The sequence below is a fragment of the Streptomyces sp. NPDC001914 genome, assembly GCF_042891215.1.
Taxonomy (GTDB): domain Bacteria; phylum Actinomycetota; class Actinomycetes; order Streptomycetales; family Streptomycetaceae; genus Streptomyces.
Genome location: NZ_JBIASW010000034.1, coordinates 1 through 14453, shown reverse-complemented (window position 1 = coordinate 14453; position 14453 = coordinate 1). Strand labels below are relative to the sequence as shown.

Here is a 14453-nt window from a genome sequence, read left to right as displayed (position 1 = left end):
GGATCGAGGAGCTGCCCGGCAGTACCTGCCCAAGGAACAATCGTGCCCGACGTTCAGTCAGGGCGAACTCAACGCCATCACACCGAAACTCGACATCCCTCGCGCACCTGCCTGCGATTTCTCCACGAGTCGAGAGTGCTGCCTTGCCCGTCTGAATCCAAGGTCAGCATCTGCCGCCTACTCGGCAAAAAGCTCCGAAGGAAGCAGCAACTCGTCTCTGTCACTACGCACCGCTCGATACAACGCCACTTGCTCTGACGAAGATTGAGTCACTACAGTCCCCATCCGAACCTTTGCTCGGTCGTTCACTCGTTGGGGGTGACAGTGAAGGATCACCGCCCGTCGGTCTATTCGGCAGACGGTCCGGAGGAAAAGGAGCTCGCTTTCGTGGCGTCCCACCGTCGACCCAAGCAGCCGAGCCGCACCCGTGTGACCGTGTTCACCACGGCCGCCGCGGCGGCCGTTGCGCTCAGCGCCAATGCCGCCAACGCGGCGCCGTCCGAGAAGCCCAACAAGGACGAGGTCAAGACCAAGGTCGACAAGCTCTACCAGGAGGCCGAGCAGGCCACGGAGAAGCTCGACGGCGCCAAGGAGAAGGAGCACAAGCTCCAGAAGGAGATCAACTCCCTTCAGGACAACGTCGCCCGTGGTCAGGAGGAGCTCAACGAGCTGCGCGACGGCCTCGGTTCGATGGCCAGCGCCCAGTACCGCACCGGCGGCATCGACCCCTCCGTGGCGCTCTTCCTCTCCTCCGACCCGGACGACTTCCTGGACAAGGCCTCGGCCATGGACCAGCTCAGCGCCCAGCAGGTCGAGTCGCTCAAGAAGGTCCAGGAGAAGCAGCGTTCGCTCGCCCAGCAGCACGCCGAGGCCTCCGCGAAGCTCAAGGACCTCGCCGACACCCGGGCCGAGCTCGCCAAGAAGAAGAAGGAAGTCCAGAGCAAGCTGGGCTCCGCGCAGAAGCTCCTCAACACGCTGACCGCGCAGGAGAAGGCGGCGCTGGCCTCCGAGGAGCAGGAGCGGGCCACCCGCGCCAGCGAGCGTGTCGACCTCGGCAACACCAAGGCCGCCTCGGGCCGCGCCGGAGCCGCGTTCGCCGCCGCCCAAAGCGTCATCGGGGCCCCGTACGTGTACACCCACGCCGGTCCCAGCTCGTTCGACTGCTCGGGCCTCACCTCGTGGGCGTACGCCCAGGCCGACGTGACCATACCCCGTACCTCCCAGGCCCAGGCCAACGCGGGCACCCGCATCTACTCGCAGAGCGATCTCCAGGTCGGCGACCTGGTCATCTTCTACGGCGACCAGCACCACGTCGGCCTCTACGCGGGCAACGGCCAGGTGCTGCACGCCCCGCACACCGGCGCGGTCGTCCGCTACGAGTCGATCGCCAACATGCCCTACCAGTTCGGCGTCCGGATCTGATCCATGCCTCGGGCCGGCGCAGCGGTGCGGTCTCGACGGCGGCCACGCCCGCCATGGGGACACCTTCGACGAGCTCACCAACCTCGATACCGTGCCGCGCCGCAGGAACCGGACGTATTGCATGAAGGCAGGTGGTTCCTGCGCGGCTGCGCCTGGGTGGCGGTTTGTCCGGCGGAACCTGTGCCGCGGCGGCTGGATGGCGCTGCGACGGTAGAGGACTCGGGCGCGTTCCACCCAGTGCTTCCGCTGCGGGCGGGGGTGTGCTGCCTCAGGCAGCGGCCACGACGGACGGGTACGCGGACCAGGTGATGGAGCGGATGTTCGAGGTGTCGGCTCCCGTGCTGCCGCCGGGCGAGCCGAGCCCGGGCCCCGCCTGCCCTTTACATGCGGTTCGTCCTGCGAGACGCCGCCACGGTCCGCTGAGCCTCCTGGGCGCTACCACGTGTGCCGTGAGACGGCACCTGCCGAACAGCCCGCTGCGCCTGCCGCGTGGGGACGTAGCCGTCCCACCACAGCCACATCCATAGCGGCACCTGCGCTGGCGCACTCAGCTGCGCCACCTGCTGCCGCATGTCGAGCAGGAGCAGTAGCAGCTGGCGTTGGTTGACGCTGTGCTCGGCCTTGACCGAACCGCGGCGCCGGACATGCAGCCGCGGCTGGTCCAGCAGCCCCAGGGCGATCCAGTCGTGGACCCGCCGCACGTTCATGTCCGGGTGACCGGCCGCATGGGCGTCCGCGACGCGGTCATCGACACACCCTAACGAGCGAGGAACGGGCCAAGTGCAGCGTTGAGTTCGGTGGGTGTGTCCAGGGCGATGAGATGCGCGGCGGCAGCGAACTCGACCAGTGTGGCGCCGGGGATCTCGGCGGTGTAGCGCCGGGCGATGTCCTGGAAGTCGGCGACGTCCAGCTTGCCGACGCCCACCAGTGTGGGGACGGAGATGTCGGCCAGGTCGCCGCTCGCGGGACCCTGGGAGTACTGTCCGACGATCTCTTGGTTCACCAGCGATGTCCGCACCGCGCCACGGAGCCGGTCGGCCAGTCCGTCGGCCACGTCGTCCCAGCCGCGAACGGGGCCGCGGAGCCACATGTCCAGGTTGATCTGGACGGCGGCGTCCAGGTCGCCCGCTTCCAGGGCCGCAGTCTCGGCCTCGTCGTACGCGATCATGTCCGCAGACCAGTGGTAGCGCGGCCAGGGCGCGGCGAGCATCGCCAAGGAGTGGACCCGGTCCGGGTGGGTGAGCGTAAAGTCCAGGGCCACGCGGCCGCCCCAGGACGCGCCCACGAGCCGTACGCGTTCGTGGCCGAGGTGGTCCAGGAGACGGAGCAGATCGTCGGTCTCGCGGAACGGGCTGCGGGGAGGCGTGGACTCGCCGAAACCGCGCAGGTCGTAACGGATCACGGTGTGCCGTTCCGCGAGGGCGGGCACGACCGCGTCCCACATGTGGTGATCGGCGACACCGGCGTGTACGAGCACGACGGGCGAGCCTTCACCTGCCACGTCGTAGGAAAGATGTCCAAAGTCATCGTTGAGCATGGGCATGCCTGGATAGTCGCAGAGTGACAACGCAGGAGCCAGCAAAGGTGCAGATCAGGCCATGATCAATTCAATGCCCAACCCACGGCCATCGCGGTCACGACGGTCCATCTTCTTCATGAGTGGAACCGTGCAACCCGCTTGTCCGTTCGTATACGAAGGTCGCGGTCGGCATCGACCCGACGTGGTGAACATCGAGCAGTACGCCCACTGGGTCCGCAAGCATGTCCAGCCCTATCTGTCCGACCTCGCCTCGGCCGACGGCGCCACCAGTGTGCGGTCGTCAGCTCAGGTTCCGGGCCTGGCGGCGGCGCACGATGACGAGGGTGCCCGCCCCCGTGACCACTGCCGCGACCGTGATCGGCCGTGTCGAGGAGCCGGTCTCTGCCAGATTGCCGCCGTTCGACGTCGTTCCGTAGTCAGCGGTCGACGGCGACCCGCTGGCCGAGCCGCCCGAGCCATCGGTCGAACCGCCCGTCGAACCGGTGGAGCCGTTGCACGTGGTTCAGACGCCGCAGACGGAGGAGATCGCGAGGGCGACTGGGAAGGTGCGGTCGGACGACCACCTGCTGGCACTGATGGTGCAGCTGAAGTACTTGAACCGGATGGGCTATTTCCTCCCGCTGGATGACGTCCCGGAGGCAGCGGTGGCCCACATCCGCCGAGATCTCGGGATGGGCGAGGACATTGCCGCGGTGTACGACTGGGACGGGACCCGGGGCCATATCCGGATGCTGACCCGCCCGCGTAGCGAGGTCGTGTCGGACCTGTTGGCGGCCTAGGTGGCGGCGGCTTCGCCACTGCGGAAGTCCGCCCGGCTTGACCTGCTGCCCGTCAGTCCGACAGCCAGTGCAGTTCGTGCGCCAGGGTCGTGGCGACGGCACGGACGCGGCGGTGCAGTGGCGACTGTTCGCGCGGAAGGACCAGGTGGATCGTCAGGCTGGGTGCGCCATGCAGCGGTCGCCAGGTGATGCCGGGCGGTGATGCCGTAACGGCGGCGTCACCGGCCGGGGCGAGGGTGAGCCCGTCGCGCAGGTCGCGCTGTGACATGTCGAAGGAGACTGTGGGCGTGTGGAATCGGGGATGTGGCCGGGTATCGCGGAACAACGCGGCCAGCTGGTCGTGGATCACGGGGTTGGCCGCACGGTCGGGGAGTCGCAGCGGGTACACGGCCGCATCGGTGATCTCGATCTCCGGATGTTCGGCCAGCGGATGATGCTGCGCCAATTGGACGCCGACCCGCTCACGCCGCAGCAGGTACCGGCGCACGCCACGGCCCGGCTGTTCACCCCGGGTGATCCCCGCGTCGATGCGGCCGTCGGCGACCGCGGGGGAGATCTCCGGAGTCGCCATCGGGACCGCGCCGACTTCGAGTCCGGGACTGCTGTGAATCAGCTTGTCCACCAGGGCCGGAGCCGTCTCGGCCCCGGTGCTGAGGCTGTATCCGATGCGGAGCGTGCCCAGCTCACCGGCCCCCGCCCGCCGGGCGGTGTCCCATGCCCGGTCCAGCGCCGCCAGCGCAGGCGGCGCGGACTCCGCCAAGGCCGCACCGGCCGTGGTCAATACGACGCTCCGCGTGTCTCGAATCAGCAAGGCGTTACCGAGTTCCGTCTCTAATCGGCGAATCCGGGCGCTGAGCGCAGGCTGTGCGATGCCGATCCGGGCGGCCGCGCGGGTGAAGTTCAACTCCTGCGCCAGCACCAGGAAGTACCGCAGGCTGACCGTATCCGGTGCCATGTGCCCTCCCTGCGGATTGATAACGATCCGTTCTGAGTCTATGCCGTACCGATCTTTCCCTCGATCGCACGTGAAGCCCTAACCTGCGCATATGACGATTCAACGGACAGTGGTCCTGGACATCGCACTCACGCACCCCGTCGACCCTGATCTGGACGGAGGCCGTCATGCATAAGTTGGTGGTCCTGTACCCGAGGCCTGCCGACCCTGACCACTTCCGCGACTACTACGTGACCAACCACCTTCCCCTGGTCATGAACTGGCCCGGCCTGCTTGCGTGGCGCTACAGCTTCGACGTGGCGGCGACCACGGGAGAAGCGCCGTATTTCGCGGTCTTCGAGGGCGACTTCGCTGACGCCGCCGCCATGGTCGCGGCGCGGGCGTCACCGCAAGGCCGGCGGGTGGCCGCCGATGTCGCCAACTACGCCACCGGCGGTGCGGTCGTCATCCACTATCCGGTGCAGGACGGCACCGGCTGAGTCGGACGGTACGTTCCGGGACGCGTTCGGTTGGTCGTTGCGGCCAGGTCCGGCTATCGGCGAGTCAGGTCTCACTGATGTCGCTGTGGCTGCGTGCCGTTGGCCTGCCGTCCTGCAGGTATGTGCGACGAGTTCTGGAAGTCGTGGAAGGCTTGGTAGCGGGGGCGCGCGCAGTCGTGTCCGCGCTGCCCGTACAGTCAACGCGGGCATGGCCCTGCAGCCGCAGGGAGGCGCACGGTGAACTGGACGCCGGACCTGGCCCGTCCGCGGCCATCCTTGACGTCGCCGGCATATGGGCCCCGACCGCGGCGTTCACCGCTTCCGAGGCCCATATGCCCTCTGTCACCCGGCAGTTCGCAGCCCTGGCCGAACAGATCGCAGCCCGCCGCCTTGTCCGTGGCCGCGTGAAAGGAGCTGTCGCCGGCCCGTATCGTGCTGTACGCGGGTGTTGCCGGGCCCTGCGCTAGAAGGTCAGGTTCCAGGCGTCGATCTTGCCCGTGTCGGAGGCGGCGTTGTCATTGACGCGCAGCTTCCAGGTGCCGTTCGCGACCTCCGAGGAGGCGTTCACGGTGTAGGTCTGGGCGATGTTGTCGGCGCTGCCACCGGCATGGTTGTGCACCGTGTAGACGGTTCCGTCGGGCGCCACCAGGTCGACCTTCAGGTCACCGATGTAGGTGTGCTTGATGTCCACACCCACCTTGAGCGTGGCCGGGGCGTTGCCGGTCACGCCGGTTACGGCGATGGGGCTCTCCACGGTCGCGTTGTCGTTGATGACGAAGTCCGTGAGGTTCTCGAAGTACTTACCGGGCGGCGGAGTGGTCCCGACGGCCTTGAGGGCGTCGACTTGTCCTTCGCCGAAGAACGAATTGTTGGCCGTCGTGCCCGTGCAGCGGCTGTCCGAGGGGCAGGCGATGTCGTTGGCCTGGGCGGCCAGCTTGTCGCGGATCTGCGCCGGGGTGATGCCCGGGTTGGCGCTGGCGATGAGGGCCGCCACGCCGACCACGTGCGGGGTGGCCATCGAGGTGCCGCTCTTGCTCCCGTAACCGCCGCCGGGGACGGTGGAGTACACGCTGCTGCCCGGCGCCGCGACGTCGATGACGCCCTGCCCGTAGTTGGAGAACGAGGCCTTGGTGACACCCGTGCCGTTGGCCGCGACCGTGACCACGCCCGGCAGCTCGGTCGGGATGTCGAGGCAGGCGTTGGTGATCGTGCGGGTGACCGGCGTCGAGTCGTTCGGGCTCGCGGAGTCGGTCGTCTTGTGGGCGAGGTCGTAGTTCTCGTTACCCGCGGCGGCGATCTGGAGCGAGCCCTTGCCCTCGGCGTACTCCTGGGCGCGCTTGACGCCCTCGATGATGGCGGCCTGGTCGATGTTGTCCGGGCAGTTGAACTGCCACGGGTCCGTGTAATAGCTGTTGTTGGTGACCTTGAAGCCGTGGTCACCGGCCCAGACGAAGCCGCAGATGGTGTTCTCTGCGAAGAAGAAGGAGTTGCCCGGCTCGGCGACCCGGACCGCGGCGATCTTCACCCCGGGGGCCACGCCGACGACGCCCTTGCCGTTCTTGGCCGCGGCGATGGTGCCCGCTACGTGGGTGCCGTGCGTGTCGACGTCCCGCCAGGCGCCGACACGGGTGTCGGGCTTGCCGTACGCGCAGGAGACGGAGTCGGCCGCGTCGAAGTTGGGCGCCAGGTCCTGGTGCTGGTCGTCCACACCGGTGTCCAGGATGCCGACCTTGACGGAGGCGGAGCCCGGGTTCACGGCCCAGGCCTGGTCGGCCTTGATCTGGCTCATGTCGGCCCGGACCGGTTCTCCGGCCGGGGTCGAGGCCTGGGCCGGGTTGGCCGGGAGCGCCGGGTTGTAGGCGTCGGCCGGGACGTCCGAGGTGCGCGTGGCGCCGACCTGCTGCACGCCGGCGACGCCGCGCATCGTGGCGGCGAATCCGCTGGACGCCGAGTGGGCGACGATCACACCGATGGCGTCGAAGTTCGAGAAGACGGTGCCGCCGTTGGCCGCGATCGCGGAGCGCACCGCAGAACTGTCACCGGGGGCGGTGATCACGAGATAGGCACGCGTGCCGGCAACCCAGGCCGCACTCTGGGAAGCCGCCACGGCGGCCGGAGCGTGGGCCTTGGCGGCCGGCGCGGGGGAGGGGCCGACGGGGAGCGTGCCCGCGAGGGCGCCCGGGGCGCCGAACGCGAGGGCGGCTCCGAGCGTGGCCGCCAGGACCAGCGTGCGTCTGGTCCGGCTGGATATGTGGGGTATCAAGGCGTCCTCCGGAGACGGCCCGGCCGTGCCGAGGGCACCGGCCGGGCCGTACGAAACGAGTAGTGGATGCAAGATGTCAGGCGCATGCTCATGTACGGAAGTACCTTTCTGTACAGGGGCGTTATAGGGGAATGGCCGAAAAAAGACGTACTCCGGGCATCGGGGGTCGGGATCCACCGGAAGCTCGGTGACGTAGACCGCGCCCTGGCGTACGCCGCCGACCTGCTGCCGGCCACCGAAGGGGTGGACAGGCTGCTAGCCGCAGTGGCTGACCGAGGTGCGCCCGCAGTTCGGTGACGAGCCCGCTGGCGGGCAGGGCCGTGCTCTGCCCAGCCGCCGGCACACCATCGAGGGCCGGCGGCGTCCGGCCGGCGGGGTCACCCTGCGCGACGGAGATCAGCGTCCGGAACCCGTCCCACGTGGGCTCCACGGTCCGGCCCGGCCGTAGATAGAGCTCGAGCACGGGGCGCTCAGCATCAGTTCCGGCAGCGTCCGCGTCGCAGTGGATGCCTTCCACCAGATGTCCCGGTGCTGTCCTCTTGGCTTTACGCGGGGACCGAGGCGAGGGCCTCTTCGTCGCCCAGCGCCGCGAGGTGGGGTTCGGCGTACAGGGGCGGCCTGGCTGGCGTGGTAGTCGCTGGCGGCGGCGGTGATGGCCTGGCGGTAGCTGTGATCGACGACGTCACGGCGTCTACGTTGACGGCCTTGGCGCGCTCCTGCGTACGGTCACCGCCGCCTGGCTGCACCCCGGGACGCCGGGCGCCGAAAGGGTTGCGGGGAATGTCAGTGACATGCCTCACGTGCCCGGTCCTCATCCACGTGCCGCGATAGTACGTGGCGTGTGGAGGATATAGGCGGATCTGGCATATGGAAGCAGACATACACGGCATCTAGGCCTGGGTCGCCGGGCCGGGGCACCGGCCTCGAGCCGCCGAACCGCCTCTGCCGCCGTCCTGACGAAGCGTGAGGCCTCGTCGGCGTCCGGCGCGGCAGCCCGGCACAATCCCGGGCCGGATTCAAGGGAGCCCTCGCCTACTAGGCGCAGTAGTAGAACGCCCCCGTTGCCGTGCCCTCCCGCGGCTTTTAACAATGACGGCCCTGCAAGGCGCCCCCGCCGGTCAAGCGCAATGTCTGTGCGAAACCGAGCCCGCCGGAGGCGCAAGGAGAGTCGACCGAACGAGGTCCGCATGAGGAACCACCGGAAGCACGGCAGGAAGACGCGCCGCCGACCCATAGCCGTCGCCGTCCTGGCGATTGGCGCGGTGGCGGTGCCGTCGGCCGCCATGGCGTGCATGGACGACGAAGGAGCCGAGACCACCACCGCTACGTCCAGCAGTCCCTGGACGGATGGGAGGAAGGCGTCCTGGGACGGACACCGGACGGACGGGAGGAAGGCGTCCCGGGACGGGCACCGGTGGCGGGACGTCCGGACCGCGAAGCCCAAGGTGACGGCTTCGCCTTCGGCCTCGACGACGGCCTCTCCCAAGAATGCGGCGCCCGCCACCAAGAAGCCCAAGGCACTCGTCTCGAAGGCGACCACCCCGCCTGCACCGACGAGGTCCGCCGCCGCGCCGAAGCCGACCGCCGCGCTCCCCTCGACGACGACCGCCGCACCGAAGCCGCCCACGACCACGGCCCCTGCCGCAGGCACGGCGACCCCCGCGTCCGCCGCCGTCGCCCGTGTGGTCGCCCTGGTCAACAGCGAGCGAGCCAAGGTGGGTTGCTCCCCGGTGAATCTGAACGCGAAGCTCTCGCAAGCCGCCCAGGCCCACAGCGCGGACATGGCGAGCCACAACACCATGTCGCACACCGGTTCCGACGGCTCCGACCCGGGGCAGCGGATCACACGCGCGGGCTACATCTGGAGCACCTACGGCGAGAACGTCGCGTACGGGTACTCCACGCCCGAGCAGGTCATTGCGGGCTGGATGGCCAGCGCCGGCCACAAGCGCAACATCCTGGACTGCGGCTTCAAGGAGATCGGTGTGGGAGTGGCGCAGCCCGGCAACTACTGGACGCAGGACTTCGGCACGGCCCGCTGACGCTCACGGGGCCCACGCCCGTCGCGACCTCCGAGCATCACGCCGGCCGCGGCCGGCGTGGGTGCCGTTCTGTCCAGGGCACAGGTACTGCGCGAGTCCGGGTCACCGATCTGACCTTCCGTTTTCCGGCAGGCTTTCGTGGAGTCTCTGGTGCAGGTCCCTTCGCGCTTCAGCTTCGGCACCGATCTTGTGGGTGTCCTGCCACCAGACATGCAGCTGGCGCCACCGCAGACCCTCGATGGGGATCTCACGGTCACAGACGAGGGTGTCGTCCGGATTCCTGCCGACGATCTCGATGTCGTTGTCGACCGAAGACCGAAAGACACCCTCGTGGCGGGCATGAAGGAAGCTCTGGTAGACGGGTCGCGATCTAGATCACCGGTCCGCCAGGATCTCTCGTGTCTGTCTACACCTCTGCCATCGATCTATCCAGCCGCACCCTGCAACGCCTTTCCGGTCTTCTTGCAGGTCACCGGCGTCGGATCGGCTCTCGCTGGCGCCGTCTCACCTGTGGTCGACAGGCCCTGCTCGTCCTCGCGCGTCTGCGCTGCGGTGATACATACGCTCGCCTTGCGGCGGATTTCCGCATCCGGATTGCGACGGCCTGCCGCTACATACGCGAGTCCGCCCATCCCCTGGCCCCGCTCGCTCCGACGCTGGAGCAGGCCATGGATACCGCCCGCAGGAAGGCGTACGCAATCCTCGACGGAACACTCCTGCTGACCGACCGCATCGCCGCCGACCGCCCGTACTGCCCGGGGAAGAAGAAGCACCACGGCATGAACGTGCCGGTCCTAGCCGACCCGGCCGGACGCCTGATCTGAGCATCGGACGCACGGCCGGGAGCCACCCGCGACCTGGCCGCAGCCCGGATCCACGACATGCCACCTGCTCTGACCGCCGCCGACATCAAGTGCTGGGCGGACAAGGCGTATCAACGGGCGAGCCCCGTCATCCGCGTCCCGTTCCGGGGCACGAGCCTGCGCGGCTGGCGTCGGCGTCACAACCGGGACCACGCCAAGATCCGCAGCCTTGGTGAACGCGCCATGGCGATCCTGGAGGGTTGGCGGATCCTGCGGAAGCTCCGCTGCAGCACCACACGGATCACCGCCATCGTTCGAGCCGTCGTCGCCCTCGAACTCGCCAACTGATGGGGTTGGGAACGTGTCACTGTCGGCTAGGGGCTGGTCCTTCACGCCAGGAGCAGGAGGAGCACCGTGTAGAGCAGGGCTGTGCCGATCGCGGCGAAGAAGAAGCCGCCGTCGGAGGTCTTCCAGACGGGCCGCTCAAACTCCCATGCGGACATCGCCCTTGTCGGATTCCGCGGATCATAAACGATCTCGACGACAGACGAGTTGCCGCTTCTTGGCAGGTCCTCGGGGGCCACCGTTACGTGGTGGCGCTCCCCCAAGTGATCTCGGTAGATGACGTCCACGGAGAGGATGCCAGCCCCCCAGCTATCGCCGCCCCTCCGCCCTTGCGTGCGCACGCCTCGCTGCCGCAGGGTCAAGCGCGCCCAGTTGGCCGCCACAGCAAACACCAGAATGGCCAACGAAGGTATATATCCCATCAGGTAGGCACCCAGCATCACAGCCCCCAGTCAGCGATCACCTGCGCATGATGCCATGCACCTCCGGACTGGTCATTCAGCCTCTAAGTCCATCTCCGAAAGGTGGGCGTCCTGCCGCAACGAGGCAGGTCCTCCACGATCCGCCAGCTCGTCCGCGGGGTGACGGCGACAAGGCCGCCACCCGCCTGGTGACCAAGCCGGAGGAACCTGGAGCCGATATGCACCCGGTGACCACATACGCTGACAGGGCCGACGTGGCTGCTCCGATGGGCCAAGCTCCCGCGACCGGCCCGATGTCAGTACCGGGTGGCAGGCTGTGCCTCCATGAACAAGCAGCAGTTCTGGCAGCTTATTGAGGCAGCTCGCGATCAGGCGTCCAACCCGAACGACGGCGACGCGGTCACTCGCGAGGCGACCTCGCTCTTGGCCTCCCGGCCGGTCGAGGAGATCGTCGCAGCTGAGCAGGTGCTGTGGGACCTGATGGTCGACTCCTACACCAATCCTCTGTGGGCCGCTGCTTCCATCGCCAACGGTGGGTGCTCTGACGACGGCTTCGACTACTTCCGCGGCTGGATGATCGCTCAGGGCCGTGGAGTCTTCGAGCGCGCAGTCGCTGACCCCGATGCCCTGGCAGAACTGCCCATCGTTCAAGCCTCCGCAGCTGACGGCGTCGACTTGGAGGGTGAGGACATGCTGTGCATCGCCTGGGGCGCACACAGCTCGGCGACCGGTGATCAGCTCCCCCGAGCCCATCCACGATCCGCTCCTGGAAGCTGGACCCCACCTGGAACTTCGACTTCGACGACCACGACGAAATGACTCGCCGACTGCCCCGCCTGGCAGCTCTCTACGTGGAGTAGGCCAGCACCTTCGGAAGTACCGGCCGTGTTCGCTGCCCTGTGAGTCAATGCGCACTTCATTGCGTCCCCTTAGCGCATCGTCGCAGGTCGGGCTCGGGGTCTACCAGGGCGGGCGGCTGTCGCGGAGTGCTGCCGGTGTCTGGTCGGGCAGGGCTGTGTCGAGGTCGGTGCGCAGCAGCATGCCTGGGTCGGGTTCGAATTCTTCGTTGGGCGGTGCTGGCTGGTGGAAACGCTCGGTGCGCGGGATGGTGACTTCCACCAGTCGGTCCTCCTGGAACATCCACAGTCCGAAGCAGTCGTCGTCCTGGTCGCGAAGCAGCACTTGCACCGTGTGCGGACAAGGCCACGGCAGTGACTCCAGGTGTTTGAGCAGGCCCTTGCGGGCGCGCACCTTCTCGAACTCCAGGGCCCACCCGAACTCATAGCCCCATTGCCCTGCGATCGGGACGAAGCGGCCTCGCCACGTGCGTTCCGGGTCGTCCTTCGTCAGCGGTTCCATGACCTCGCCCGACCAACGGGCAAGCACGATGACCTCGGCATCTCTACTCATGAGGGAGTATCACCGCATCCGCACAATCTGCCGCAACCCAATTCCTCAACAGGCCGACGACGGCAGCGGACGGATCGAGGATGAGCTTTGAGTAGCGGGCACTTCATGGCACGCGCAACTGCCTGCCTGCCTGCCTGCCTGCCTGCCTGCCGGCCTGCCTGCCGGCAAGCGCAAGGGGTAGGCGCCAGCGTCGCGAGCATCTACCGGGCACGAGAAGCGCGCTGGCCGTCAACGCCATAGGTCCTGTTGAGTGATGGAGAACGACGTGAGGTCGGCTCCGCAGGATTAGTCCGACGGCCTCCGCACGCTGACCCGTGCGTCAATACCTCGCTTGGCGGTCGGCCGGCGCCCGTCGACGAGAGTTGCCGTCTCCCGGCAGGCGTCACACGCTGACTCTCTTCTGGCGGCCACAGGAGATCCGACGGCGACATTTGGTCTCGCTCAATACCGCGCAGTGTCCTGCCGTACGAGCCGTAGACATGACAGATGGAGGGAGGTGGATCGTCGGCGACTGCTCGCTCCCACCGGTCTCGATGGGCATGTACGGCGGACGGGCGATCTCGAAGACCGCTCCGGCCACGTCCGGACCTGCAGGCTGTGTCGTTGGGCGTGTTCGCCGAGTGCCTTGTCGGTCTGCATCTCTGGTGCGAATGCCTGCGACCGTCAGTGCAGCCTGGTGTCCCGGGTTTTTGCGGGACGTTGGTAGTCTCCCGGGTCTGTGGTGAGGGGGATTGTGGGGGCTGAGCCATTGAGTCGTGAAGAGGGCCGGTTCAGGGGCGCTGGCCTTGGTGTTCTCATTGGTGGGCTGACCGCGGTGGTGAGTACTGCTGGCATTGGTTGGGCGTGGGCGGCTTGCGATGTCGGCGTCAACGCGGCAGCCAACGGCATGACTTTGCTGTTTCTTGCGCCTCTTGTTTGGATCGCTGCCGCGGTTCCGTGGGTGATCCTGCTCAGCACCCTCGGGATACGTCATCGCAGGACAGCTCTGGTCGCAGGGTTGGTCTTCACTCTTTGGTTGGTCTGGTTTCTTGTTACGTGGCTTGGCATGCCGGATTCCTACCCGGCCCCGTTCTGTCCGGCGAACGTTCCACCTTGGTGGCCGGACTTCCTTCCGGTATGACTCCGGTGAAGTCTGCTTGCGACCTCGGCACCGGGAGAGCCGACTGCTTGGTAGCCCCGCACGAGCTGCGGCAGGTCTGCCCGGCCTTCCCCTGGCATGCGCCACCGACCTGATCCAGTGAGCCGCTGCGCATCCGTGAAGTGGGCGGACTGTGCCGTGCGATCGGCGGGCCGTGTTCAGGGCGGCGGTGTATCCGCTGGCCAGTGGATGTTCCTGGCTGTATCTCGACAACGCTGCAGGCAGCGCTTGATCGCACTCAACCGAAGCAACTCACCGCTCAGAATCCGATTGGCAGCGAAATCGACGCCTGGGCGGGCAGCCTGCCGCCGGGGTAGTCCATTTCCAGCTCGGAGTGTGCTTGGGCGGAGTGCATGAGTGTGGCTGGTCCGTCCGACGGTCACATGCCGCACTCCTCCCACTTGGTGGCGGGGCTGTGGGGATAGTCCCGGCCGGCGTCTTCGGCTGGGACTCGGAGTCGGTGGCGAGCCATCGCAGGAAAGTTCGGTGCTCGGGTAGATGGCGGGTCGTTAACGGTGATCACACTGGCCAGGGTCTCCACCGCACCGGCTCGCTCGTAGCCCTCAGGTGCGGTGACCTCTCCCGCCATGGCTCTGGTCTCTGTGTAGCCGCGCCGGGCAGCCAACTCGGAGACGGGGGTGACGATCAAAGACCCGCCCATGGATTCCACCCGGACAGGGGGATGCGGGATGCATGGGCTTCGGTGGGCGAAGAAGGGCTCATGCCGTCTGTTTTGCCCGGGCTCATGTTTATGGGTGTGTGGTGGGTGGTGTGGTGGTTGCGGTGATGGTGGTGGTGAAGGTGGTTTGGTTGTTTTGGGTGCCGGTGATTTCGGTGGTGGTGTGGTTGTTGTGG

At 67.5% G+C, this 14453-nt stretch carries 10 protein-coding genes and 2 pseudogenes; 6 read left to right on the top strand and 6 right to left on the bottom strand.

Features of this window, described 5'->3' with window-relative positions:
* Positions 1 to 387 precede the first annotated feature (387 nt).
* On the top strand, positions 388 to 1422 hold the full coding sequence (locus ACFYYF_RS41190; protein WP_388784649.1) for an NlpC/P60 family protein: 1035 nt from the start codon (positions 388 to 390) through the stop codon (positions 1420 to 1422).
* Positions 1423 to 1802: 380 nt separating this feature from the next.
* On the opposite strand, the gene ACFYYF_RS41185 is transcribed toward ACFYYF_RS41190, so the two are convergent.
* Both ACFYYF_RS41185 and ACFYYF_RS41180 read right to left on the bottom strand, forming a co-directional pair.
* Positions 1803 to 2129, bottom strand: coding sequence for a hypothetical protein (locus ACFYYF_RS41185; RefSeq protein WP_388784646.1), 327 nt, complete (start codon positions 2127 to 2129; stop codon positions 1803 to 1805).
* Between the two features lie 50 nt (positions 2130 to 2179).
* On the bottom strand, positions 2180 to 2899 hold the full coding sequence (locus ACFYYF_RS41180) for an alpha/beta fold hydrolase (RefSeq protein ID WP_388784643.1): 720 nt from the start codon (positions 2897 to 2899) through the stop codon (positions 2180 to 2182).
* Between the two features lie 560 nt (positions 2900 to 3459).
* Between ACFYYF_RS41180 and ACFYYF_RS41175 the strand changes: the two genes are divergently transcribed.
* The gene (locus ACFYYF_RS41175; protein ID WP_388784641.1) at positions 3460 to 3741 is read left to right on the top strand and encodes a DUF4158 domain-containing protein; all 282 of its coding nucleotides are present in this window, start codon (positions 3460 to 3462) and stop codon (positions 3739 to 3741) included.
* A 52-nt stretch (positions 3742 to 3793) separates the two neighbouring features.
* Here ACFYYF_RS41175 and ACFYYF_RS41170 read toward each other — a convergent pair whose 3' ends face one another.
* On the bottom strand, positions 3794 to 4696 hold the full coding sequence (locus tag ACFYYF_RS41170; protein WP_388784638.1) for a LysR substrate-binding domain-containing protein: 903 nt from the start codon (positions 4694 to 4696) through the stop codon (positions 3794 to 3796).
* 167 nt (positions 4697 to 4863) lie between these two features.
* Between ACFYYF_RS41170 and ACFYYF_RS41165 the strand changes: the two genes are divergently transcribed.
* Positions 4864 to 5175 (top strand): EthD family reductase, encoded by a 312-nt coding sequence (locus ACFYYF_RS41165; protein WP_388784635.1) that lies wholly within the window; start codon positions 4864 to 4866, stop codon positions 5173 to 5175.
* Positions 5176 to 5638: 463 nt separating this feature from the next.
* Here the strand turns inward: ACFYYF_RS41165 and ACFYYF_RS41160 are convergent, their stop codons facing one another.
* Complete coding sequence (locus ACFYYF_RS41160; protein ID WP_388784632.1) at positions 5639 to 7438, bottom strand: S8 family serine peptidase; 1800 nt, start codon at positions 7436 to 7438, stop codon at positions 5639 to 5641.
* Positions 7439 to 8625: 1187 nt separating this feature from the next.
* Between ACFYYF_RS41160 and ACFYYF_RS41155 the strand changes: the two genes are divergently transcribed.
* Together ACFYYF_RS41155 and ACFYYF_RS41150 are read left to right on the top strand one after the other, a co-directional pair.
* Positions 8626 to 9480, top strand: a complete 855-nt coding sequence (locus tag ACFYYF_RS41155) for a CAP domain-containing protein (protein ID WP_388784629.1) — start codon at positions 8626 to 8628, stop codon at positions 9478 to 9480.
* Positions 9481 to 9878: 398 nt separating this feature from the next.
* A pseudogene (locus ACFYYF_RS41150) lies at positions 9879 to 10631 on the top strand (transposase family protein).
* Positions 10632 to 10672: 41 nt separating this feature from the next.
* Here ACFYYF_RS41150 and ACFYYF_RS41145 read toward each other — a convergent pair.
* Positions 10673 to 11032 carry a hypothetical protein gene (locus ACFYYF_RS41145; protein ID WP_388784626.1) on the bottom strand — a complete coding sequence of 120 codons (360 nt, stop codon included), beginning with the start codon at positions 11030 to 11032 and terminating at the stop codon, positions 10673 to 10675.
* 342 nt (positions 11033 to 11374) lie between these two features.
* On the opposite strand from ACFYYF_RS41145, the pseudogene ACFYYF_RS41140 reads away from it, so the two are divergent.
* A pseudogene (locus ACFYYF_RS41140) lies at positions 11375 to 11910 on the top strand (DUF4240 domain-containing protein).
* 100 nt (positions 11911 to 12010) lie between these two features.
* On the opposite strand, the gene ACFYYF_RS41135 reads toward ACFYYF_RS41140, so the two are convergent.
* Positions 12011 to 12460 (bottom strand): hypothetical protein, encoded by a 450-nt coding sequence (locus ACFYYF_RS41135; RefSeq protein ID WP_388784623.1) that lies wholly within the window; start codon positions 12458 to 12460, stop codon positions 12011 to 12013.
* Positions 12461 to 14453: the final 1993 nt, after the last annotated feature.

Bases quoted from the DNA above. Each gene is read 5' to 3' on its own strand.
- ACFYYF_RS41165 (WP_388784635.1), top strand. From the start codon at position 4,864: ATGCATAAGTTGGTGGTCCTGTACCCGAGGCCTGCCGACCCTGACCAC.
- ACFYYF_RS41135 (WP_388784623.1), bottom strand. From the start codon at position 12,460: ATGAGTAGAGATGCCGAGGTCATCGTGCTTGCCCGTTGGTCGGGCGAG.
- ACFYYF_RS41185 (WP_388784646.1), bottom strand. From the start codon at position 2,129: ATGAACGTGCGGCGGGTCCACGACTGGATCGCCCTGGGGCTGCTGGAC.
- ACFYYF_RS41155 (WP_388784629.1), top strand. From the start codon at position 8,626: ATGAGGAACCACCGGAAGCACGGCAGGAAGACGCGCCGCCGACCCATA.
- ACFYYF_RS41170 (WP_388784638.1), bottom strand. From the start codon at position 4,696: ATGGCACCGGATACGGTCAGCCTGCGGTACTTCCTGGTGCTGGCGCAG.